We start from the raw sequence: 22,028 nt of genomic DNA, 5'->3' as shown, positions 1-22,028 counted from the left end.
CAAACGCTACTCTCTGTACATGCATTGACCCGCGTCAACACCTTCGGCGCGCGGTTGTGAGGGCTTTTGCCCTGCTCGCTAGTTGCCTCACCCAGAACAATAATCCCCCCGACTGATTACCCGTGACTGGCATGCGTGCCCGTGGCCGTGCCCCGTATCACCTGACTGAGGAAACGCCATGTTTGGATTGGAGGCTCTCGACCTTGCTCGAATCCAGTTCGCTTTCACCATCTCCTTTCACATCATCTTTCCGGCCATCACCATCGGCCTGGCCAGTTACCTGGCGGTGCTCGAAGGGCTGTGGCTGAAAACCGGGGAGGCGGTGTACCGCGATCTGTACCACTTCTGGGCGAAAATCTTTGCGGTCAACTTCGGCATGGGTGTGGTTTCTGGCCTGGTCATGGCCTATCAGTTCGGCACCAACTGGAGCGCGTTCTCCGACTTTGCCGGGGCGGTCACCGGGCCACTGCTGACCTATGAAGTGCTTACCGCGTTCTTCCTCGAAGCGGGTTTCCTCGGCGTGATGTTGTTCGGCTGGCACCGCGTCGGCCCTGGCCTGCACTTCTTCTCCACGGTGATGGTGGCGATCGGTACGCTGATTTCGACTTTCTGGATTCTCGCCTCCAACAGCTGGATGCACACCCCACAGGGCTTCGAGATTATCGACGGCCGGGTGATCCCGGTGGACTGGTTCGCCGTGGTGTTCAACCCTTCGTTCCCTTACCGCCTGGCGCATATGGCGACGGCGGCGTTCCTTGCCACAGCGTTCTTTGTTGGCGCCTCGGCGGCCTGGCATTTGTTGCGCGGCCGCGACAACCCGGCGATCCGCAAGATGCTGTCAATGGCCATGTGGATGGCGCTGCTCGTTGCGCCGATTCAGGCAGTGATCGGTGATTTCCATGGCCTGAATACCCTCAAGTACCAGCCGGCAAAGATCGCCGCCATCGAAGGCCACTGGGAAAACCATGGCGATGAGCCGACTCCGCTGATCCTGTTCGGTTGGCCGGATATGGAGCGAGAAGAAACCCGCTTCAAGATCGAGATTCCTGCCCTCGGCAGCCTGATCCTGACCCACAGCCTGGACAAGCAGGTGCCAGCGCTCAAGGAGTTCGCCAAGGAAGATCGGCCTAACTCAACCATCGTGTTCTGGACCTTCCGGATCATGGTCGGCCTGGGCATGCTGATGATCCTCACCGGTCTCTGGGGCCTGTGGCTGCGTACGCGCGGGAAGCTGTTCCAGAGCCGGCCGTTCCTGCATCTGGCCGTGTGGATGGGCCCGTCGGGGATCATCGCCATCCTCGCCGGCTGGTACACCACGGAAATCGGTCGTCAGCCCTGGATTATCCACGGCCTGATGCGCACCGCCGATGCCTCGTCCGGGCACAGTTTTGCGCAGATGAGCCTGACCCTGATCCTGTTCGTGGTGGTGTATTTCGCCCTGTTCGGCGCCGGCATCGGCTACATGATGCGCCTGGTGCGCAAAGGCCCGATCACCGATGAAGGCAAGGAACCCGCCGAGGGCGGCCCGGGCCAGAAACGCACGCCGTCCCGTCCGCTGTCCGCGCCCGAAGAGGGCCTGGAAGAAAGCGAAACCGACTCGCTGGCTGAGAGGAATTAAATATGGGCATTGATCTCTCGCTGATCTGGGCCGTGATCATCGCCTTCGGGGTGATGATGTATGTGGTCATGGACGGCTTCGACCTGGGCATCGGCATCCTCTTTCCCTTCGTCAAAAGCGAAGGCGAACGCGATGTGATGATGAACACCGTAGCGCCGGTCTGGGACGGTAACGAAACCTGGCTGGTGCTCGGCGGCGCGGCGCTGTTCGGCGCCTTTCCACTGGCCTACGCGGTGGTGCTCAGCGCGCTGTACCTGCCGCTGATCTTTATGCTGCTGGGACTGATCTTCCGTGGTGTGGCGTTCGAGTTCCGCTTCAAGGCCAAGGCCGCCAAACGGCATATCTGGGACAAGGCGTTTATCGGCGGCTCGCTGACCGCGACCTTCTTCCAGGGCGTGGCGCTGGGGGCCTATATCGACGGCTTCAAGGTGGTCGATCGGGTGTATGTCGGGGGCGCGCTGGACTGGCTGACGCCGTTCTCGCTGTTCTGCGGCCTGGCGCTGATTGCCGCCTACGCCTTGCTCGGCTGCACCTGGCTGATCATGAAGACCGAAGGCCGTCTGCAGCTGCAGATGCACGATATGGCGCGGCCGCTGGTGTTCGTGCTGCTTGGGGTCACCGGTATCGTCAGCCTGTGGACGCCACTGGCCCATGCCGATATCGCCGAGCGCTGGTTCAGCATGCCGAATATCTTCTGGTTTATGCCGGTGCCGTTGCTGGTACTGCTCTGCACCTGGGCGCTGCTGCGCGCGGTGGCGCGCAACGCCAACTACTCGCCGTTCCTGCTGACCCTGACGCTGATCTTCCTCGGCTACAGCGGCCTCGGCATCAGCCTGTGGCCAAATATTATCCCGCCGTCGATCAGCATCTGGGAAGCCGCGGCACCGCCGCAGAGCCAGGGCTTTATCCTGGTCGGCGCGCTGTTCATCATCCCATTTATCCTGATGTACACCGCCTGGAGTTATTACGTGTTCCGCGGCAAGGTGACGGAAGAAGACGGCTATCACTAAGGTGCGAGTGATGAACGATGTAGAAGAGAAAAAGCCGCTGTGGCAACGCCTCGGCTGGCTGGTACTGATCTGGGCCGGCAGCGTGCTGGCCCTGGGCGCGGTGTCCTATCTGCTGCGGCTGTTTATGCAGGCGGCGGGGATGGGCACGCCGTAACGGCGGTGCTTATTTGATCGCTTTAAGCACCACAAACTTCGGCGTTGCCGCCACCTGTTCTACGCCGCGAAATAGCCGTTTCAGCTTGGCGTGGTAGCCCAGGTGGCGGTTGCCAACTATCCACAGCTCGCCGCCGGTCACCAAGGCCGCGCGAGCCTGTTGGAACATACGCCACGCGAGAAAGTCGCCGACCACCTGCTGCTGGTGGAATGGCGGGTTGCACAGCACCAGGTCCAGCGAATCCTCCGCTTGCTCGGCCAAACCATCGCCGGCGCGAATCTCTACCGGGCGCTCACCCAGCGCCGCGCGCCAGTTTTCTTGGGCCGACTGCACCGCCATATACGACTCATCCACTAGCGTTAGCTCGGCCAGTGGGCTGCCCAGGGCATAGGCAATGCCGAGTACGCCGTTGCCGCAACCGAGATCCGCTGCGCGCACGCGGCTGAGGTGTTTGGGCAGGTGTGGCAGGAAGGCGCGGGTGCCGATATCCAGGTCTTCACGGCAGAACACATTGGCGTGGTTGAGCAGCTCTATGGCCGGCTTTTCCAGGCGATAACGCGTCGGGTAGGGCGATACGGGCGCGGGTTTGGCTTCAGGTGTGGCAAACAGCAGGCGGGCTTTTTTCACCGCCAGCGAGGCTTGCACCGGGCCGATATATTTCTCCAGCAGATCACCGGCAGCACGCGGTAGGTGTTTGACCATGGCCGCGGCAATCACCTGAGCGCCAGGGGCGAGCTGGCCGTGCAGGCGAATCAGTTGCTCCTCCAGCAGCGCCAGGGTTTTCGGTACGCGAATCAGCACCACATCAAACGGCCCCTGAGCGACTGCGCTGGCCGGTACAAATTTCACGGCATCCGCCGGCAACTGATTGCGCAGCAGGTTGACTTGCAAGCCCAGATGGCCGAGGTGAGAGTCGCCGCTGCTGGTTACGTGCGCCTGCCCAGCCAGGCTGGCCGCCAGTGCGCCGAAGCTGTCATTCAGCACCAATACCCGCGCGCTGCTCGTCAGCCCTTGTTCATGCAGATGGTTGAGCAGGTAATCGTCCGCAGCATCGAACGCCTGCAGCGGCTCGTGAGGCTGGTCGGGTTGGCGAAGCAGATCGAGTTGGGCGAACGGGGTGCTGAACACAGGCATGGAAAACTCGGGTGGCAGGCCGCAAGGGCGCGATAGAAAGTGCAGTTGGTCGCTATTGTCGGTGCAAGTGCCGGAAAAGTCTCGGAACTGAGAGCTGGTTCAGCAAATCGCAGTTGTGCCGCACGCGGCTTTACCGAAGAATGCCGCCCCCTTGCGGATCTGCTCAGTCGTGCTTGATACCCATGAGTCAGCAAGCATGAGTCAGCAAGGTCGGCATTCAAATAATAACCAGGCCCCGAGCATTACGCCCGGCTGCGATCTGGTAGCGCCTGATGATCAGGACCGTGCAGCACTCTGCCGCGTCCACCGAATCATCCATAGCCCACACCCCCACTCAATGAGGCCTGCCCATGCAGGCTTCACGGCGTTCTATTTGCAAAAAGGTATGTTCATGTTCAAGTCCCTGTTGTCTTTAACCTTCACTGCGTTGCTGGTCGCGGCAAGCCCGGCCCAGGCGGAAGGCAAGGCTCCAATCGTTATCAAGTTCTCCCATGTGGTGGCCGAGAACACGCCCAAGGGCAAGGGCGCACTGCTGTTCAAGAAGCTGGTGGAAGAGCGCCTGGCCGGGCAGGTGGCGGTCGAGGTTTACCCGAACTCGACGCTGTTCGGCGATGGCGATGAGATCACCGCGCTGCGCGAGGGTAAGGTGCAGATGCTGGCCCCTTCGCTGTCCAAGTTCGAGGCGTACACCAAGCAATTGCAGGTGTTTGACCTGCCGTTCCTGTTCGACGACCTGGAGGCGGTCAAGCGCTTCCAGAAGCGTGACAAGAGCCGCGAGCTGCTGCATTCCATGTCCAACCAGGGCATCTACGGCCTGGCCTACTGGAATAACGGCATGAAGCAGCTGACCTCCAACCGCGAGCTGCGCAAGCCCGAGGATGCCAAAGACCTGGCCTTCCGTATCCAGCCATCGTCGGTGCTGGAAGCGCAGTTTGGCCAGCTTGGCGCCAAGACCGTGAAGATGCCGTTCGCCGAGGCGTTCAAGGCGCTGCAGGCCGGCACCATCCAGGGCACCGAAGGCCCCTGGTCGAACATCGCCAGCCAGAAGGTCGACACGGTGCAGCCGTTTATCAGCGAGCTTAATCACGGCTCGCTGAGCTATATGCTGATCAGCAGCAAGGAGTTCTGGACCAGCATCCCCTACAAGACCCGCACCGAACTGGAAGCAATCATCGAAGAGGTCAGCTACTCGGTGAACAAGGATGCCGAGGTGCTGAACAACAATGATCGCGAGCGCATCATTGCCGCCGGCAATGCCCAAGTGGTCACCCTTACGGCCGATGAACGCGCCGCCTGGCGCACGGCGCTGAGCCCGCTGTGGAAGACCTACGAAGCTGAAATCGGTGCCGATGTGTTGCGCGCCGCGCAGGCAGTCAATCGTCGCTAAGAACAGGTTTTAAAGGGTAAAGGCCAAGAGCCCACAGGGTTTACCGGTGTTTGTATGACCTGCGTTGCGCCACACTGGGCTTATGCAATCCGCATAAGCCCGGTGTTCGCATGACCAGTGACGACAAGTACACGCGGCAAACCCTTACCTCTATTCAGGTCTGGTCGCCCAGCCTGTTCAGCCTGCGTTGCAGTCGTGATGCCGGATTTCGCTTTCGCGCCGGGCAGTTCGCCCGTCTCGGCGTAGAAAAGGCCGACGGTTCGGTGGTCTGGCGCGCCTATTCGATGGCCTCGGCGCCCCATGATGAGTTTCTCGAATTCTTCTCCATCGTCGTACCAGACGGCGAGTTCACCTCCGAACTGAGTCGGCTAAAGGTCGGCGACAGCCTGCTGGTAGAAAAACAGGCCTTGGGCTTTCTCACCCTGGATCGCTTTGCCGATGGCCGTGATCTCTGGCTGCTGGCCAGTGGCACGGGGCTCGCGCCGTTTCTATCGATCCTGCAGGGCTTGGAAGTGTGGCAGCGCTTTGCGCGCGTGGTGCTGGTGTACAGCGCGCGCACGGCCAGCGAGTTGGCCTATCAGCCGCTGATTCACGGCCTGATGCAGCAGGAACATCTGCAGGAGTACGCCGAGCGCTTTGTCTATCTACCGCTGGTGACCCGTGAGCAGGTCCCCGGCTGCCTGCATGGGCGCATCACCAGCTTGTTGGAAAGTGGCGAGCTGGAGCGCGCCGCCGATCTGAGCCTGGACCCTGCCCATTCGCGGCTGATGATCTGCGGCAATCCGCAGATGATCGACGACACCCGCGCGCTGCTGAAACAGCGCGATCTGCAGCTCAGCTTGACTCGTCGCCCAGGGCAGGTGGCGGTGGAGAATTACTGGTAACGACTGCGCAGGATGGCTGCTAGGAATGCGCGGTTGTAAAAATCTGGTAACGCTTTAACGCTTAGTCTTTGCTCCTACAGCCTCTAATATCGCGCGCTTCTTGTGACCTTTACCGGACTATATGGACAGTGAGAGATGTAAGCCGCCCTCGCCAATCGCGCTGAGTGCGGCACCGAAATCCAGCGGCGCAGCCCTGCGCACGCACCCTCGGCAGCAACCCGCTGCACGACCCTTTTCCCAGCTGATGACGCAAACGAGCGGCCAATGCCTGTGCGTTGCCTTTGGCTGTGCCCGTTCAATTAACCCAAGAGCCACACACTAAATGGAATGGATCGCTGATCCCACGGCCTGGTTAGGCCTGTTGACCCTGATCGTCCTGGAAATCGTCCTGGGCATCGACAACCTGGTGTTTATTGCAATCCTCGCCGACAAGCTGCCGCCCGAGCAGCGCGACCGCGCGCGGCTGATCGGCCTGAGCCTAGCGATGATCATGCGCCTGGGCCTGCTGGCCAGTATCGCCTGGCTGGTGACCCTGACCGAACCGCTGATCGATGTGTTCGGCAAGACCTTCTCCGGGCGCGACCTGATCATGCTGTTTGGTGGTGTGTTCCTGTTGTTCAAGGCCACCATGGAGCTGCATGAGCGCCTTGAAGGGCACACCCATCAAGCGACTGGCAGCAAGGCCTACGCCCGCTTCTGGCCGGTGGTGGCGCAGATCATCGTGCTCGATGCGGTGTTCTCCCTGGATGCGGTGATCACCGCCGTAGGCATGGTCGAGCACCTGCAGGTGATGATGATCGCCGTGGTCATTTCTATGGGCCTGATGATCGTTGCGAGCAAGCCGCTGACAGCCTTCGTCAACGCGCGGCCGACGGTGATCATGCTATGCCTGGGCTTTTTGATGATGATCGGTTTCAGCCTGACCGCCGAAGGTCTGGGCTTCCATATCCCGAAAGGTTATCTGTACGCGGCGATTGGCTTCTCGATTCTGATCGAGGTGTTCAACCAGCTGGCCCGTTCGCGGCGCAAGCGCAGCCTGCAGGGTGAGCGCGGCATGCGTGAACGCACCGCTCATGCGGTGATGCGTTTGCTCGGCGGCAAGCTGCAGGCCGACGAGGTGGGCGAAGAGATTGCCGACATGCTCGAAGGCGGCGCCGGCGAAGCCGTGCTGTTTGATCGCCGCGAACGGGTGATGATCAGCGGCGTGCTGAGTCTGGCCGAACAGTCGATCCAGAAGGTTATGACCGCTCGTATGGACGTCGACCGGATCAATCTTGACGACCCGCTTGAGGTTATTCACCAGGCTCTGCTTGAGTCGCCGCACTCGCGCCTGCTGGTGTCGCGTGGCGATGCGGCGGACGAGCCGCTGGGGTATATCCACAAGAAGGAGCTGTTCAAGGAACTGCTCAAGGGCGAGCAGCCGGATATCGAAAGTCTGGTGCGTGCGCCGGTCAATCTGCCGGACAGCGCTTCGGTGCTTAGCGCCCTGGAACAGATGCGCCAGGCCTCGACCCACGTGGCCTTTGTGGTCAACGAGTTCGGCGGCTTCGAAGGTTTGCTGACCCTGACCGACATCCTCGAGGCGATTGCTGGTGAGCTGCCGGATGCCAGCGAAGTCGATGGCCCGGATATCGAAAACCTCGACGGGGCTTATCGCGTCAGCGGCGCGCTGAACCTCGCGGTGCTGCGTGAGCGGCTGGGCTTCAAGGCCAGACCGACCGATGACTATCAGACCATCGCTGGGCTGGCGATGAGCCTGCTCGACCGCTTGCCGATTATTGGTGATCAGGTCGAGTACGCCGACTGGCGCTTGACGGTTACCGAGGTCAAGGACCGTCGGGTGGCCAAGCTGCTGCTTACACCTCTGGCTGATTAAAATCGGCGCAATAAAAAAGGCACCTTCGGGTGCCTTTTTCAATTTGCCTGGGATTATTCCTTGGCTTGTTGCGCCTTGAGCAGGTCGCGGATTTCGCTGAGCAGCTCCTGATCCTTGGTCGGTGCGGCTGGCGCCTCCGGTGCGGCTTCTTCTTCGCGCTTGAGTTTGTTGAGCACCTTGATGCCCATAAAGATGGCGAAGGCGACGATCAGGAAGTCCAGTACGGTCTGGATAAATTTGCCGTAGGCCAGGGTGACCGCAGCGGCATCGCCTTCGGCGGCTTTCAGTACAATCGCCAGGTCGGAGAAGTCCACGCCGCCAATCAGCACGCCCAGAGGTGGCATCACCACGTCACCGACAAAGGACGAGACGATCTTGCCGAACGCCGCGCCGATGATGATGCCGACGGCCATGTCGACCACATTGCCTTTGACTGCAAAGGCTTTGAATTCACTGAGTATGCTCATGCTGCGTTCCCTGGTAGGTGAGGTTGCGCTGAGTGTAATCCAGCGCGCGCCGCTTGCCAGCTACTTCTCAGGCCGGGTAGTGGACCTCGGGCAGCGACTCGAACCCCGGTTTGGCCAGCAGGTAACCCTGAAACAGCTCCACGCCCATGTCGCGTAATGCATGCAGTTCACCGAGGCTTTCGATGCCTTCGGCAATCACCCGGATATTCAGTTTGCGGCACATCTGCAGGGCGGCTTCGACCAGAATCTGCCGCACGCTGTCCTGCTCGATATTGCGGATCAGCTGCATGTCCAGCTTGATCAGGTCGGGCTGAAAGTCGGCCAGCAGATTGAGGCCGGCATAGCCTGCGCCGAAGTCATCGATTGCGGTCATGAAGCCTTGCTTGCGGTACGCGCGCAGGATGCCGGTGAGGTGGTCGACATCCAGCACCTGCTCCTGTTCGGTGACCTCGAAGATGATCCGCTGCAGCGGGAAGTTGAAGCGCTTGGCCGCCTCCAGCGTGGCGCGGATGCAGGTCTCGGGTTTGTACACCGCGTTGGGCATAAAGTTGATCGAGACCATGGCCGGCACTTGCAGCTTGGCCGCCCATTCCAGGGCAGTAATTCGGCAGGCCTGGTCGAACGGGTAGAGGTTATCCGCGTTGAGCTTACTCAGCAGGCTGCCGGCGGATTCACCGGCTGTACCGCGCACCAGGGCTTCGTGGGCGAATATGGTGCCTGTAGTCAGGTTGATAATGGGCTGAAAGGCCATGCTGATGGGAAAACCCAGCCCTTGGCCGTCACGGCACGCCGAACATCCTGATGTTGTACTCATAACCAGTTCTCGCTAATGGCTTTTGAAGCTTGGGCAAAGATAGCAGAAGTCGCCTGAGGCCCGTGTTGCAAGGCGTTTCGGCAGAGCCGGCGCGACTGGGCTAGGCTCAATAAAGGCCTGCCATGAGGATGCCGTTATGCCACTGGAACATCACCCGCTGCACCGCGAGTTTCCCGAGTTCAAGACGCAGTTGCACGCCTTGTTATCCAGTGATGGGCATTTCGCCCGGTTGGCCGAGGAATATGAAGAGCTCGACAAACGTATTTATGAGGCGGAAAGCGGTCGGGTGGCCATGGATGAGATGTTGCTGCTGGGCCTGAAGATGCAGCGCGTCAGCCTCAAGGACGAACTGGCCGGCTTTCTGGGCAGCACGCCATAGCGTGATGGGCTTGATCCGGGTCAAGTGTCGGCCCCGGTTCAGGGGGTAGTCTGTAGGCAGTGACTATCCCAGAGGAACGCCCGCATGCATGTTGAACACCATCCGCTGATCAAGGACTTCCCCGAACTGCGCGGCGCGCTGCATGAGCTGCGCCAGGGCGATGCCGACTTCGCCCGCCTGGCCGACACCTACGAAACCCTGGATAAACGCATCTGCCGGATTGAGGCGGGCGGCGAACTGCTGGCTGACGATGCACTGCTTGCCCTCAAGCAGGAACGCGTTGGCCTCAAGGATGACCTCGCGCGCCGGCTTAAACGCTCCGCAGGGCAATGTTGTGGGTGCGGCAATGGCTGCAAATCGTAGGTGCGCAGGACTGTAAATATATCCAGCTATTTCGTATGATCCGGGCTCAGCGTTTATAGGAGTCCGGCATGGCCAAGGCCAAGCGCATGTATGGCTGCACCGAGTGCGGCGCGACCTTTCCCAAATGGGCCGGCCAGTGCGGCGAGTGTGGGGCCTGGAACACCCTGATCGAGACCCTGATCGAGGCCAATGCCGCCACCCCCAGTGGGCGCGCGGGCTGGGCCGGCGAACAGGCGCAGATCAAGACCCTGGCCGAGGTCAGTGTCGAGGAAGTGCCGCGCTTCTCTACTGCATCAGGCGAGCTGGACCGCGTGCTCGGCGGCGGCCTGGTGGACGGTTCGGTGGTGCTGATCGGCGGCGACCCCGGTATCGGCAAGTCGACCATCCTGCTGCAGACCTTGTGCAATATCGCCACGCGCTTTCCCGCGCTGTATGTCACTGGTGAGGAATCCCAGCAGCAGGTGGCCATGCGCGCCCGCCGCCTGGGCTTGCCGGAAGACAAGCTCAAGGTGATGACCGAAACCTGCATCGAAAGCATCATCGCCACCGCGCGGGTAGAAAAGCCCAAGGTGATGGTGATCGACTCGATCCAGACCATATTTACCGAACAACTTTCCTCGGCACCCGGTGGCGTGTCTCAGGTGCGCGAGAGTGCGGCGCTGCTGGTGCGCTTTGCCAAGCAGAGCGGCACGGCGATCTTTCTGGTTGGTCACGTGACCAAGGAGGGCTCGCTGGCCGGGCCGCGTGTGCTTGAACACATGGTCGACACCGTGCTGTATTTCGAAGGTGAATCCGACGGCCGTCTGCGTCTGCTGCGCGCGGTAAAGAATCGCTTTGGCGCGATCAATGAACTGGGCGTGTTCGGCATGACCGACAAGGGCCTGAAAGAGGTCACCAATCCCTCGGCGATCTTCCTTACCCGCGCCCAGGAAGAAGTTCCTGGCAGTGTGGTGATGGCCACCTGGGAAGGCACCCGGCCGATGCTGGTGGAAGTGCAGGCGCTGGTCGACACCAGCCATATGGCCAACCCGCGCCGCGTCACCCTGGGCCTGGATCAGAACCGTCTGGCCATGCTGCTGGCCGTGCTGCATCGGCATGGCGGCATCCCGACCTATGATCAGGACGTATTCCTAAACGTGGTTGGCGGGGTCAAGGTGCTGGAAACCGCATCGGATCTGGCGCTGATGGCCGCAGTGATTTCCAGCCTGCGCAACAAGCCGCTGCCGCATGATTTGCTGGTATTTGGCGAGGTAGGTCTGTCTGGAGAGATTCGTCCGGTGCCGAGTGGCCAGGAGCGTCTGAAAGAGGCGGCCAAGCACGGCTTCAAACGTGCCATTGTGCCCAAGGGCAATGCGCCGAAAGATCCGCCGCCAGGGTTGCAGGTGATTGCCGTAACGCGCCTGGAGCAGGCGCTGGATGCGCTGTTCGAGTAGCTGAACAGTGGGCATGAAAAAGGAGGCCTAGGCCTCCTTTTTGTTTACTCGTCTTCGCCGAGGGCGGCGAGTTCGCGTTCCAGCAGGCTGTCATCGCCAAGGTTGAGTTCCACCAGGCGACGCAGATGGCTGATCGAGTCGAGATCGATATGTCGGCAGACAAAGCCGAGCAGGTCGTCCTGGGTGCGGGTCAGTACCACTTCCATCAGCACGCGGGTGTCGTCGGCCAGCTGGATGCTTGCGTCAAACGGCTGGTTGGGGTCGCCATTCCAGCCGTTGGGGCGCTTGATCAGCAGGCCTTTCAGCGACACGTCATGCAGTTCGACCGCCCAGCGCCGTTCCCCTTGCACTATCTCGGTGGGGGCGTCGAAAGCGATGCGGTGAAAGCGCCGACGCTCATTGGCTGTTTCGCTCATGCAAAGAAACTCCTGCGAGGTTTTATCCACTATAGCCAAGCCTGCTGGCGCTGGCTGGTTTTATCTGGGCGAATATCTGGCGCGGATAGTAACTGAAGCGGCAGCTAAATAAGCCCGCAGTAGTGGCTGGCGGCACCCCGGTAGCCGCGCCTAGCCGTACAGGTCGTTTGCGGAAAACGTGGTTGCGCCGAGCAGCCCGATCATAAACTCCGCGCCGCTGCCCGCGTTGGTGCTGCCATACAGCACGCCGTCGGCGAAGCGCAGTTGGCCGCTGGCATCCTGCTCGCTGAAGGCGGCGTTGCCGATAAAGCTGAACGCGTCGTGGGCGGCGGTCAAGGGATTGGCATCCAGTGCCGACAGATCGATCAGGTCGCCTTCACTGCTCTTGAAACCGTAAATCAGGTCGTGCAGCTCACCCGTGAGCATGTCGCTGAGCTTACTGAACACATAGCGATCAGCGCCGCTGCCACCATTCAGGTAGTCGGCACCGGCGCCACCGTCGAGCACGTCATTGCCGGCCAGGCCATTAAGCACGTCGTTGCCGGCTCCGCCCTGCAGGATGTTATTGCCGGAACCGCCGCTCAGAATGTCGTCATAGTCGCTGCCGATCAGGTTTTCCAAGCCACGTAGCGAGTCGAACCCGGAACCGCCAGTATCCTGGGCTTGTGTCGTGACCAGGGTGACGCTGATGCCAGCCACGGCATAGGCGTAAGACAGGCTGTCGTTGCCGAGCCCGCCGTTGAGGATGTTATCCCCGGAGCTTGCGAAGATGAGGTTATCCAGGGCATTGCCGGTACCGTTGGAGTTGCCGGGGGCGATCAGGTGGAGGATTTCGATATTACTGGCCAGGGTGTAGCTGGTCAGGTTGCTGAACACCCGATCAGTCCCCTCGTCCGCACCTTCGACTACCAGATCGCCAGCGTTGTCGACGAAGTAGCTGTCATTGCCCACGTCGCCGAGCAGCACGTCGGCCCCCGCGCCGCCATCCAGTACGTTGTCTGCGGCATTTCCACGAATGATGTTGTCGAGGCTGTTGCCGCTGCCGTTGAGCGCTTGCGGGCCGACCAGCAGCAGGTTTTCCAGGTTATCGCCGAGGGTCCAGCTGATCGATGCCACGACGGTGTCATAGTCCTCAACACCGGTGCCGTTCTCCACAACCTGATCGCCGGCGCTGTCGACGAGATAGACATCGCTGCCATCGCCGCCTTCCATAAAGTCATTGCCCAGGCCGCCGTCGAGGGTGTCGGCGCCTAGCGTGCCGAGCAGCAGGTCGTCGCCGTCAGTGCCGAGAATCTGTCTGGCGGGGTACAGGGAGAGCGTGCTGGGGTCGTTGTTGTCGTGGGCATCGCTCTGGTAGCCCAGGTCGTTGGCGATAAAGTCCGCCAGGCGCTGGCCGATGATTTCACTGGCATCGCCGGTCATATGCCAAACATCGTAGTAATAGGTCAGCGGATCGACGTCATAGCGCATCGGCAGGTCGCTGTAGTCCACCGCGATTTTCACATCGCTACGGCTGGCGGCCAGTTCCAGTTGCGCCTCGCGGATGGCTTCGGTGCCCGCGACGATGCCGGCAATTTCCGCTGCACTGTAACCGCGCAAGGCGGCCGCCTCTTGCTGGTAGTTGCCGGTCAGCATCAGGTAGAAGACTAGGTCCGGGGTGCCCAGCTGGGTTTTCAGGTAGTCGAAGACTTTCAGCGTATTACTCTTGTACAGCTCGATTTCAGCCTGCTGATCAGTGGCGGTGGCATAGCTCATGGCGTTGTCTTCGCCCTGGCCCCAAACGATGGCCATGGTCACGCTGCCTTTGGCTAGAAGGGTTGCCAGCTGGCTGCTGAGGTTGGCGACGGCCTGCAGCAGCGCCTCGCCGGGTTGGTCGGTGTCGCTGTACCACCAGGCCTTGGCCTTCTCCACATCAGTGGCCGTCGAGCGGCCGGTGACGGTGCTGCCACCGACGGCGATGTCCACGGGGTTGGCGTCCTGATCAAAGAACAGGCTTTCGACCTTGTCGAAGTCGGTATAGCGGGTCAGCTGGCTGACCATTTCGGTGACGCCTGACTCTTCGTCGCTGGAGAACATGCGCAGCAGCCTGGCGTTGGATTGGCCGAGCGTGGGCACGAAGAGGGTGTTCTGCGGCGTGGGCTCGGCAAAGATAAAGTCCGCCGCGCTCAGGCTGTTCAGGTGATTGCCGTTCAGGGCAATCTCGAAGCTGTTGCCATCGGCATCAGGCTCGCGGGACTTCAGGGAGGTCTTGGTGCCCGTGTCGTTCAGGGTCAGGTACAGCGTGTGGTCGTAGCCATTGCCCAGGCCGGTGTAGCCCAGGGCCGAGAGGTCGATCTTGTCCACGCCGGCGGCGAAGTCGGTGATGGTGTCGGCGGCGCTGATGTCGGCGGGGCCGTAGTTGCGGTAGCTGTCGAGTGCGCCGCTGAAACGGAAGATGTCGCTGCCTTCGCCACCGGTCAGGCTGTCTTTGCCGGCGCCGCCGTCGAGCACATCGTTGCCCGCGCCGCCATTGATTTTGTCTGCCCCGGCATAGCCTAAAAGCACTTCGTCAGCGTCGCTGCCGTTGAGTATGTCGTCGCCCACCGTGCCCAGCGGAGTGGGCGGCGGCGGTGGAGGAGGCGGTGGTGGCGGGGGCGGCGGTGAGGTGTCGAAAAATACGTTAGTGGCGTTCAGGCTGTTCAGGTGATTGCCGTGCAGGGCCAGCTCGAAGCGGTTGCCGCTGAGGTCGTGCTCCAGGGATTTCAGGTAGGTCCGATCGCTGGCGCTGCTGTAGCTGAGCAGCAGGGTGCCGTTGTAGCCATTGCCCAGTGCGGTGAAGCCGAGTCCACTGAGGTCGAGGCGGTCTAGCGTGGCATCGAAGTCGGTGATGGTGTCGTTGTTCAGGCTGCCATTGCGGTAGCTGTCCTGCAGTTCGCTGAAGCGAAAGGTGTCCGCGCCGTCGCCGCCGGTAAGGCTGTCACGCCCGGCGCCGCCGAGCAGCAGATCGTTGCCGCCGCCACCGAGCAGCGTGTCGACGCCGGCCATGCCTTGCAGGGTTTCATCCGCGGAGGTGCCCAGCAGGCGGTCATTGCCCTCGCTGCCCCACAAGATCAGCTCGCCCTCCGGCGCGGCGCGGATGTTGATCAGGAAACTGTCGGTGAACGTGCTGCCGCGCCCGTCGCTGGCACTCAGGGTGATCTCATAGGCACCTGCCGTGCCGAGCCCAGGCATGCCGTTGAAGGTCAGGGTGGTGGCGTTGAAGGCCAGCCAGGATGGCAGAGTCGCCACATTGCTTTGAGTGGCGCTGTAACTCAGGTTGTCGCCATCCGGGTCGGTGAAGCTGGACGCGGAGAAGCCGAAGGTGAACGAGTTGTTTTCACTGAGGCTCTGATCCAGCAATGGCTCGTTGAGTACGGGGGCGTTGTTGGCCTGAGTGTTGGCGGTAAACAGGATATTGGTGGGGTTTAGCGTCGTCAGCTGGTTGCCCTGGATGCCCAGTTCGAAGCGGTTGCCGCTGGCATCGGCTTCAAAGGATTTCAGGTAGGTGCGGTCGCTGGTGCTGCTGTAGCTGAGCAGCAGGGTGCCGTTGTAACCATTGCCCAGTGCGCTGAAACCGAGGGCGGAGAGGTCGAGGCGATCTAGGGTACCGTCGAAATCGGTGATCAGGTCGGCGTGCAGGGTGCTGTTGGTGCGGTAGCTGTCGGCCAGTTCGCTGAAGCGAAAGGTGTCCGCGCCGGCTCCGCCAGTGAGGGTGTCACGGCCCGCGCCGCCAACCAGTACATCGTTGCCGGCACCGCCATTGAGCTTGTCGTCGCCGGCCTGGCCGCGCAGCAGCTCATCGTCTGAGCTACCAATCAGGTTGTCATTGCCACTGCTGCCTTCGAGTTCCAGTAATGGGTCGCCGGTGCCATTTGCCATGGAAAGCATGCAGTCTCCTCCGCCAGCTGCTGTGAGCGGCGCCTTAAAGCCAATACACGGATGCGCATGGCTTCGAGAGCCCGCTGCAGTCGCTGTGACAGCGCCTCAGAGCAAGCGTGCTGCGCCGGTTAAAGCGCTCTGCGTCAAGGGTTGGGCGTCAATGAGTACGGGGCGTACGGAGGAAATTTGGCGTCATTCACTGGGCGGCTGGCGGCCTTGCAAACAGGCACCAAGGCATTGCACCTCGGGTTTTTGGACGCATAAAAAATGCCCGCATCTCTCAATGCGGGCATTTTATTACCGACGGACGGTCGTGCGATTTCCCAGGCTGGCGCTATGGGCCGCCTGGGCGAGTCACTTAGTTGCCGTATACCGGGAACTTGGCGCAGACCGCTTTAACCTGCTCGCGAATACGCGCTTCAACGGCGTCGTCACCCAGGTTGGCGAGGATTTCGCAGATCCAGCCAGCCAGTGCGCGGCACTCGTCTTCCTTGAAGCCGCGGGTGGTCACGGCTGGGGTGCCGATGCGCAGGCCGGAGGTGACGAATGGCGAACGTGGGTCGTTCGGTACGCTGTTCTTGTTCACGGTGATAAAGGCGCGACCCAGGGCGGCGTCGGCGTCTTTACCGGTGATGTCTTGCTTGATCAGGGACAGCAGGAACAGGTGGTTTTCAGTACCGCCGGACACTACGTCGTAGCCGTTTTCGATAAACACGCTGGCCATGGCCTGGGCGTTCTTGATCACTTGCTGCTGGTAGGCCTTGAACTCAGGCTGCAGGGCTTCCTTGAAGCACACTGCCTTGGCGGCGATCACGTGCTCCAGCGGGCCACCTTGGCCGCCTGGGAATACCGCAGAGTTGAATTTCTTCTCCAGCGCTTCGTTAGCACGCGCGAGGATCAGGCCGCCGCGCGGGCCGCGCAGGGTTTTGTGAGTGGTGGTGGTAACCACGTCGGCGAACGGCACCGGGTTCGGGTATACACCAGCAGCAACCAGACCGGCTACGTGAGCCATGTCGACAAACAGGTAAGCGCCGACTTTGTCCGCGATGGCGCGGAAGCGTGGGAAGTCGAGAACCTGCGAGTAGGCGCTGAAGCCGGCGATGATCATCTTCGGCTTGTGCTCAACGGCCAGGCGCTCGACTTCGTCGTAGTCGATCAGGCCGGTGACGTTGTCGATGCCGTACTGCACGGGGTTGTACATCTTGCCGGAGAAGCTGACGCTGGCGCCGTGAGTCAGGTGGCCGCCGTGGGCCAGGCTCATGCCCAGTACGGTGTCGCCGGCTTCCAGCAGGGCCATATACACGGCGCTGTTAGCTTGGCTGCCTGAGTGCGGCTGGACGTTGGCGTAGTCGGCACCGAACAGCTGCTTGGCGCGGTCGATGGCCAGTTGCTCGACGATGTCGACGTATTCGCAACCGCCGTAATAACGCTTGCCCGGATAGCCTTCGGCGTACTTGTTGGTCAGTACCGAGCCTTGGGCTTCCATCACCGCTGGGCTGGTGTAGTTCTCCGAGGCGATCAGCTCGATGTGATGTTCCTGGCGCTGGGCTTCTTGCTCCATCGCGGCAAACAATTCGGCGTCATAACGGGCGATAGTCAAATCACGGCTGAACATAGCATTCCCCTGAGAAAATCAGCTGGGCGGTAGAAAGAGGGGGCGAATTCTACCCCATCCGTACTAAACAGGCATATGAAGCGTGGTCATCTGGCGGACAAGCGGGGCTCATGCGCGGGCGTGCTTCAGCCGAGCATAAACAGCGCGGTGCCGGTAAACAGGGCGGTGAACTGGTGCGCCGGCATTGGCCTGCCGAGCAGGAAACCCTGCACTTCGTCGCAGTCGTGGCCGCGCAGGAAGTCCAGCTGAGCCAGGGTTTCCACGCCTTCGGCGATTACCGTGAGGTTGAGGCTGTGGGCCATGGCGATGATCGCCCGGGCAATCTGGCCATCCTGCTCGCCATGGGGCAGGCCGTCGACAAAGCTGCGGTCGATCTTCAGCACGTCGATGGGGAACTGCTTGAGGTAGTTCAGCGAGCTGTAGCCGGTGCCGAAGTCGTCGATGGCGATAAACACGCCGAGTTTCTTCAGGCTGCTGAGGGTCAGCATGGCGTTAGCCACGTCTTCCATGAGGATGCTTTCGGTCAACTCCAGCTCCAGGCAGCCGGCGGGAATGCCGCTGTGCTGAAGAGTCTGCGCGATCCGCTCGTGCAGATCACCTTCAGCAAACTGACGGGCCGAGAGGTTGACCGAAATCTTCGGTACGCGAATCTTCGCCTCGTGCCATTCGGCCAGCTGGCGGCAGGCTTCGCGCAGCACCCAGTCGCCGACCTGCACCACCAGGCCCAACTCTTCGAGCACCGGAATAAAGTCGTTCGGCGGCACCAGGCCGCGCTGCGGATGCTGCCAGCGCAGCAACGCTTCGGCGCCGGTCAGGCGTTTGCCGTCGCCGGAGAATTGCGGCTGGTAATACAGTTTGAACTCGCCCTGTTCGAGGGCGTGGCGCAGGTCGCTTTCCAGCTCCAGGCGCTGCAGGGCGCTGGCGTTCATATCGGCCTGGTAGAACTGGAAGTTGTTCTTGCCGCGCTCCTTGGCGTGGTACATCGCCGTGTCGGCGTTCTTCATCAGCTGGCTCAGCTCGTTGCCGTCCTGCGGGCTGAGGGCGATGCCGATACTGGCGGTGACGAAGAACTCGCGGCCTTCGAGGATAAACGGCTGCGCCAGGCTGGCGAGAATCTGCTCGCCGACATGGATCGCGCGTTTCAGTGCGCCTTCGCGGTCGCTCTGCGATTGCAGCAGCAGGGTGAACTCGTCGCCACCCATGCGCGCCACGGTGTCGTCACTGTCGACGCAGGCGGCCAGGCGCACCGCCACTTCCTTGAGCATGCGGTCGCCGGCGGCGTGGCCGAGGGAGTCGTTGATCGGCTTGAAACGGTCGAGATCGAGGAACATCAGCGCCACCCATTCCTGGTGCCGCGCGCCGTGCTGCAGGGCGCTGTGCAGGCGGTCCTGGAACAGCGTGCGGTTGGGCAGCTGGGTCAGGGCGTCGTAGTAGGCCAGGCGGTGGATGCGCTGCTCGCTGGCCTTGCGCTCGCTGATGTCGCTGAAGAAGCACACGTAGCTGACCAGGTCGCCTTCATCGTCCTTGACCGCCGTAATGCCGACCCAGGCCGGGAATTTTTCGCCGCTGCGGCGCTTGAGCCACACCTCGCCTTCCCAGCTGCCCTGCTGGTTGAGCTGTTTGACCACATAGGCCAGGTGACTGGCCTGCTGGGTGTCGGCGGTGAGCATGCTCGGCAACTGGTCGAGAATCTGCTTGGAGCTGTAGCCGCTGACCCGGCTGAACGCGTTGTTGACCTGCACGATATAACCAGCCGGATCGGTCACCAGAATCGCCGCCGTGGAGTGCTCGAATACCGTGGCGGCCATGCGCAGGTCTTTCTCGGCGCGGCGCTGCAGGCTGATGTCGCGGCCGACGCCGAGCAGGCCTTCGAAGCGCCCGCTGTCATCCCACATCGGTACCAGGCGCAGTTCTATCGGAATCTTCTTGCCATCGGCGCGCAGGCAGTCGAAGACAAACAGCTGCGGTAGAAACTCGGCGCGCAGCTCGGCCAGCCGCTGCGGGTCGCCGAGGGCGTTGCGCACACGGTCGAGCAGGGCGTAGAAGCCGCTTAGCTGACGCGGATTGGTGGCCAGGCTCTGGAAGCCGTTGGCCAACGCCCACTCGCTGTCATAGCCGAGCACCGGCATCACCGAGGGGCTGACGTAGTTGAGCTGCAGATCGCTGCCGGTTGAGAAGATCACGTCGCTGATGCTTTCCGCCAGCAGGCGATAGCGCTGCTCGCTGGTGCGCAGGGATTCGCTGTGGGTGATCTGTTCGGTGATGTCCTTGGCCACGCCGATCAGCCGGCTGACCCGGCCCTTGGCGTCGCGTGACAGCGCCTGCTCGCGGATATCGAACCAGTGCCAGCTGCCATCGCGGTGCCGCCAGCGCAGCTCGAACTGCATCAGCAGGCCGTTGCCCTGCACCTGCTGGATATTGCGCATGCGCTGGTACAGCTCGACATCGTCGGGATGCAGGATCTTCTCCCACAGCCGCTCGCCGAGCTGGTGCATTTCCGCCTTGCTGTAGCCCAGCTGCGGGCCGAGGTGGTTGTTGCTGTACATCACCCGCTTGCCGGCGATGTCGTGCACATAAATGGTATCGGGCACCGCGCTGACCACATCGGACCAGAAGCGCTCGCGCTCGATCAGCGAGGTTTCGATGCGCTTGCGGTTGGTGATGTCGCTGATACTGAGGGTCACGGCCTGCAGGTCGTCGATGCTTTCCGGCAGACGCAGCAACATCCACAGGTGGCGCTCGTGGCCCTGCGGGGTAAGGATCTGGCGTTCCATTTCCAGCTGGCCGCTGCCGCTGAGCAGGGCGCTGACCAGCTGCATGCGGAAACCTTCCGGGCGCAGCGGCCCGCCGTTGAACAGGTGCTGCCAGGCTTGCTGATTGGAGTCGACGCCGAGCAGTTGCAGGGCAACCTGGTTGGTTTCGGTCAGGCGCAGGCGCTGGCAGAGCTCGACATGGTGCTGCGGGTCGGCGTCCAGCCAGCGTTGCAGGCTGTTCATGTTGCGCAGTTGCTGCTGTTGCAGGTAGCGCTGCAGCTCGGCGAGGTCGAGCACGCACAGCGCGGTGCCGGTGCCGTCGAAGATGTCCTGATAACGCCGGCGGGTTTCCTGCAGCACGTGTGAGGCGTGCTGTTCTTCGGTGACATCGCGCAGCACCCAGACGAAGCCGGTGCGTTTGTGGTCTTCGCTCAAGTCGCTGCGGCTGATGTCGTACAGGTGGGCGACGCCGTTCTGCTGGATTTCCACCAGGTCCGGGCCGAGGTCGTTGTGCAGAGCCGTGTCGTGCAACAGCAGCGGGTCGAGACGTGGCAGCAGTTTGAGCAGGTGCCAGTCGCGCGCCTCGTCGTTGCTCAGGCCGAACATCACCTCGGCCTGCGGATTGAGATATTGCAGCTGGCCGTTGCTGTCGGTGACCAGCACGCGCTCCTCGATGGCTCCGAGTACGCTGGCAGCCTGCTGTAGCGAGCGCCGCGAGGCGGTATTCAGTGCGTGCAGGTTGCGTTGTTCATTCAGCAGGCGATACAGCGCAAGCAGCGTCAGGGTGGCGCAGAGGATAAACAGCAGCAGCTTGCTGGCCTGTTGTGGCAGTTGCTGGGCGCGCACCTTGCGTTCATTGAACAGTGCGCGCAGCTGCCAGTCGCTGCCCTTGAGCGGGGTTTCCAGCATGCTCTGGTCGAGATTTTCTGCGGTGACCGGCGGCGGTACCGAGGAGTCGCTAGCGTTCTGTGAGGCGTTGCGGGCAATCACGCGCTGCGCATTACGGTCTTCCAGTTGCCACTGGTGCGGGCTTTGATGATGCTCCTGCAGCCAGCTGTTCAGTGCCTGATTGGTCAGGCGCAGCACCCAGAAACCGCTGGCGGCGCTGTCGGGGTTATGCCGCAGTAGCAGGTAGATACGGCCGTTGTCGTTGGCACTGAAGGTGTAGAAGAAACTGTCGCTGCGCCCGCGCGCCAGCAACTCACTGAGATACAGGGCGTCTTCGGTGGGCGCATGGCTGTCGGCGATAATCCGGCCTTGGCTATTCACCCAGGCCAGGCTGCGCAGGGTCGGGAATACGCCACGCAGGGTGTGCAGCAGCTCTTCCAGCTCATCCGGGTTGCTTGGCGGCAGTACGTGGCTCTGCAGCAAAGCCTGGCCGGCGCTGGCCTTGAGCTCCATGTTCAGGCCCAGGTGATTGGCCAGCTGCGAACTGTAGGCCAGGCCCAGCTGGCGCTGGTTGTCGAGCAGCTGCTGGGATTCCTGACGCAGTTGCCAGAGCAGCAACACCAGCATGCTCAGGACCAGCACCACCAGTGCGCCACGCGTCGGCCCACGCATCGTCTCAGCCGGCGGAGCGCCGGGTGCACGCGGTGTGGTTGGGGGCGTGACTGTTGGCAAAGACCTACATCCTGGGGGGCTGGGCGGCGATGGGCTGAGTCCCTGGCGGGTGCGCGTTACGGCCGGCAGGCAGGGGGCGGCTAGCATGCCATAACCGTGGCAAAGTGCCAGCGCTGCCGACGAGCGTCGTTTGCCCTGCTCGGCGCATTCCGGTAGCTTTGCCGCACGCGCGCGTGACTGTATGCAAACGACGCTGCGCAGGTAGCGC

15 protein-coding genes and 1 pseudogene are annotated in these 22,028 nt (G+C 61.8%); 9 read left to right on the top strand and 7 right to left on the bottom strand.

The annotated features are described in order from the left end of the window. Window positions 1-178: 178 nt before the first annotated feature. Genes ACQ4LH_RS12180 through ACQ4LH_RS12170 form a run of 3 tightly spaced genes read left to right on the top strand, consistent with a single transcriptional unit; the run spans window position 179 to window position 2,782 of the window. The gene (locus tag ACQ4LH_RS12180) at window positions 179-1,618 is read left to right on the top strand and encodes a cytochrome ubiquinol oxidase subunit I (RefSeq protein WP_430697398.1); all 1,440 of its coding nucleotides are present in this window, start codon (window positions 179-181) and stop codon (window positions 1,616-1,618) included. 2 nt (window positions 1,619-1,620) lie between these two features. Next, entirely contained in the window at window positions 1,621-2,628 is a 1,008-nt protein-coding gene (gene cydB / locus ACQ4LH_RS12175; RefSeq protein ID WP_430697397.1) for a cytochrome d ubiquinol oxidase subunit II, read from the top strand. Between the two features lie 10 nt (window positions 2,629-2,638). Then, window positions 2,639-2,782 (top strand): DUF2474 domain-containing protein, encoded by a 144-nt coding sequence (locus ACQ4LH_RS12170; protein ID WP_339730371.1) that lies wholly within the window; start codon window positions 2,639-2,641, stop codon window positions 2,780-2,782. Between the two features lie 9 nt (window positions 2,783-2,791). Here ACQ4LH_RS12170 and ACQ4LH_RS12165 read toward each other — a convergent pair whose 3' ends face one another. After that, complete coding sequence (locus ACQ4LH_RS12165; RefSeq protein WP_430697396.1) at window positions 2,792-3,916, bottom strand: methyltransferase; 1,125 nt, start codon at window positions 3,914-3,916, stop codon at window positions 2,792-2,794. 391 nt (window positions 3,917-4,307) lie between these two features. On the opposite strand from ACQ4LH_RS12165, the gene ACQ4LH_RS12160 reads away from it, so the two are divergent. The 3 genes from ACQ4LH_RS12160 to ACQ4LH_RS12150 all read left to right on the top strand — a co-directional run bounded on the left by ACQ4LH_RS12160 (window position 4,308) and on the right by ACQ4LH_RS12150 (window position 8,063). Further along, on the top strand, window positions 4,308-5,303 hold the full coding sequence (locus ACQ4LH_RS12160) for a DctP family TRAP transporter solute-binding subunit (protein ID WP_430697395.1): 996 nt from the start codon (window positions 4,308-4,310) through the stop codon (window positions 5,301-5,303). A gap of 110 nt (window positions 5,304-5,413) precedes the next feature. Beyond that, window positions 5,414-6,187: a ferredoxin--NADP reductase gene (locus ACQ4LH_RS12155; RefSeq protein WP_430697394.1), complete on the top strand. Its 774-nt coding sequence runs from the start codon at window positions 5,414-5,416 to the stop codon at window positions 6,185-6,187. 322 nt (window positions 6,188-6,509) lie between these two features. Continuing rightward, window positions 6,510-8,063 carry a TerC family protein gene (locus tag ACQ4LH_RS12150; RefSeq protein ID WP_430697393.1) on the top strand — a complete coding sequence of 518 codons (1,554 nt, stop codon included), beginning with the start codon at window positions 6,510-6,512 and terminating at the stop codon, window positions 8,061-8,063. 53 nt (window positions 8,064-8,116) lie between these two features. On the opposite strand, the gene mscL is transcribed toward ACQ4LH_RS12150, so the two are convergent. Both mscL and ACQ4LH_RS12140 read right to left on the bottom strand, forming a co-directional pair. Continuing rightward, window positions 8,117-8,530 carry a large-conductance mechanosensitive channel protein MscL gene (gene mscL / locus ACQ4LH_RS12145; protein WP_430697391.1) on the bottom strand — a complete coding sequence of 138 codons (414 nt, stop codon included), beginning with the start codon at window positions 8,528-8,530 and terminating at the stop codon, window positions 8,117-8,119. 67 nt (window positions 8,531-8,597) lie between these two features. Beyond that, window positions 8,598-9,344: an EAL domain-containing protein gene (locus tag ACQ4LH_RS12140; protein ID WP_430697390.1), complete on the bottom strand. Its 747-nt coding sequence runs from the start codon at window positions 9,342-9,344 to the stop codon at window positions 8,598-8,600. A gap of 136 nt (window positions 9,345-9,480) precedes the next feature. Here ACQ4LH_RS12140 and ACQ4LH_RS12135 point away from each other — a divergent pair, with 136 nt between their 5' ends. The 3 genes from ACQ4LH_RS12135 (at window position 9,481) to radA (ending at window position 11,519) form a co-directional block, all read left to right on the top strand. Then, window positions 9,481-9,723, top strand: a complete 243-nt coding sequence (locus ACQ4LH_RS12135) for a YdcH family protein (protein ID WP_430697389.1) — start codon at window positions 9,481-9,483, stop codon at window positions 9,721-9,723. 84 nt (window positions 9,724-9,807) lie between these two features. Then, entirely contained in the window at window positions 9,808-10,086 is a 279-nt protein-coding gene (locus ACQ4LH_RS12130) for a YdcH family protein (protein WP_339523122.1), read from the top strand. Between the two features lie 68 nt (window positions 10,087-10,154). After that, window positions 10,155-11,519, top strand: a complete 1,365-nt coding sequence (gene radA, locus ACQ4LH_RS12125) for a DNA repair protein RadA (RefSeq protein WP_430697388.1) — start codon at window positions 10,155-10,157, stop codon at window positions 11,517-11,519. 44 nt (window positions 11,520-11,563) lie between these two features. Here radA and ACQ4LH_RS12120 read toward each other — a convergent pair whose 3' ends face one another. The 4 genes and pseudogenes from ACQ4LH_RS12120 to ACQ4LH_RS12105 all read right to left on the bottom strand — a co-directional run bounded on the left by ACQ4LH_RS12120 (window position 11,564) and on the right by ACQ4LH_RS12105 (window position 21,760). Continuing rightward, complete coding sequence (locus ACQ4LH_RS12120; RefSeq protein ID WP_430697387.1) at window positions 11,564-11,935, bottom strand: PilZ domain-containing protein; 372 nt, start codon at window positions 11,933-11,935, stop codon at window positions 11,564-11,566. A gap of 150 nt (window positions 11,936-12,085) precedes the next feature. Continuing rightward, window positions 12,086-15,799: pseudogene (locus ACQ4LH_RS12115) on the bottom strand (M10 family metallopeptidase C-terminal domain-containing protein); the annotation flags it as partial. A 391-nt stretch (window positions 15,800-16,190) separates the two neighbouring features. Continuing rightward, window positions 16,191-17,447 carry a serine hydroxymethyltransferase gene (gene glyA / locus ACQ4LH_RS12110; protein ID WP_430697386.1) on the bottom strand — a complete coding sequence of 419 codons (1,257 nt, stop codon included), beginning with the start codon at window positions 17,445-17,447 and terminating at the stop codon, window positions 16,191-16,193. A gap of 125 nt (window positions 17,448-17,572) precedes the next feature. Then, window positions 17,573-21,760 carry a bifunctional diguanylate cyclase/phosphodiesterase gene (locus ACQ4LH_RS12105; RefSeq protein WP_430697385.1) on the bottom strand — a complete coding sequence of 1,396 codons (4,188 nt, stop codon included), beginning with the start codon at window positions 21,758-21,760 and terminating at the stop codon, window positions 17,573-17,575. Window positions 21,761-22,028 lie beyond the last annotated feature (268 nt).

This window comes from Pseudomonas peli, from assembly GCF_050563605.1.
Lineage (GTDB): Bacteria > Pseudomonadota > Gammaproteobacteria > Pseudomonadales > Pseudomonadaceae > Aquipseudomonas > Aquipseudomonas peli_A.
Note: the sequence above shows the minus strand (reverse complement) of the source record. Positions and strands in the feature narration are given on the sequence as shown.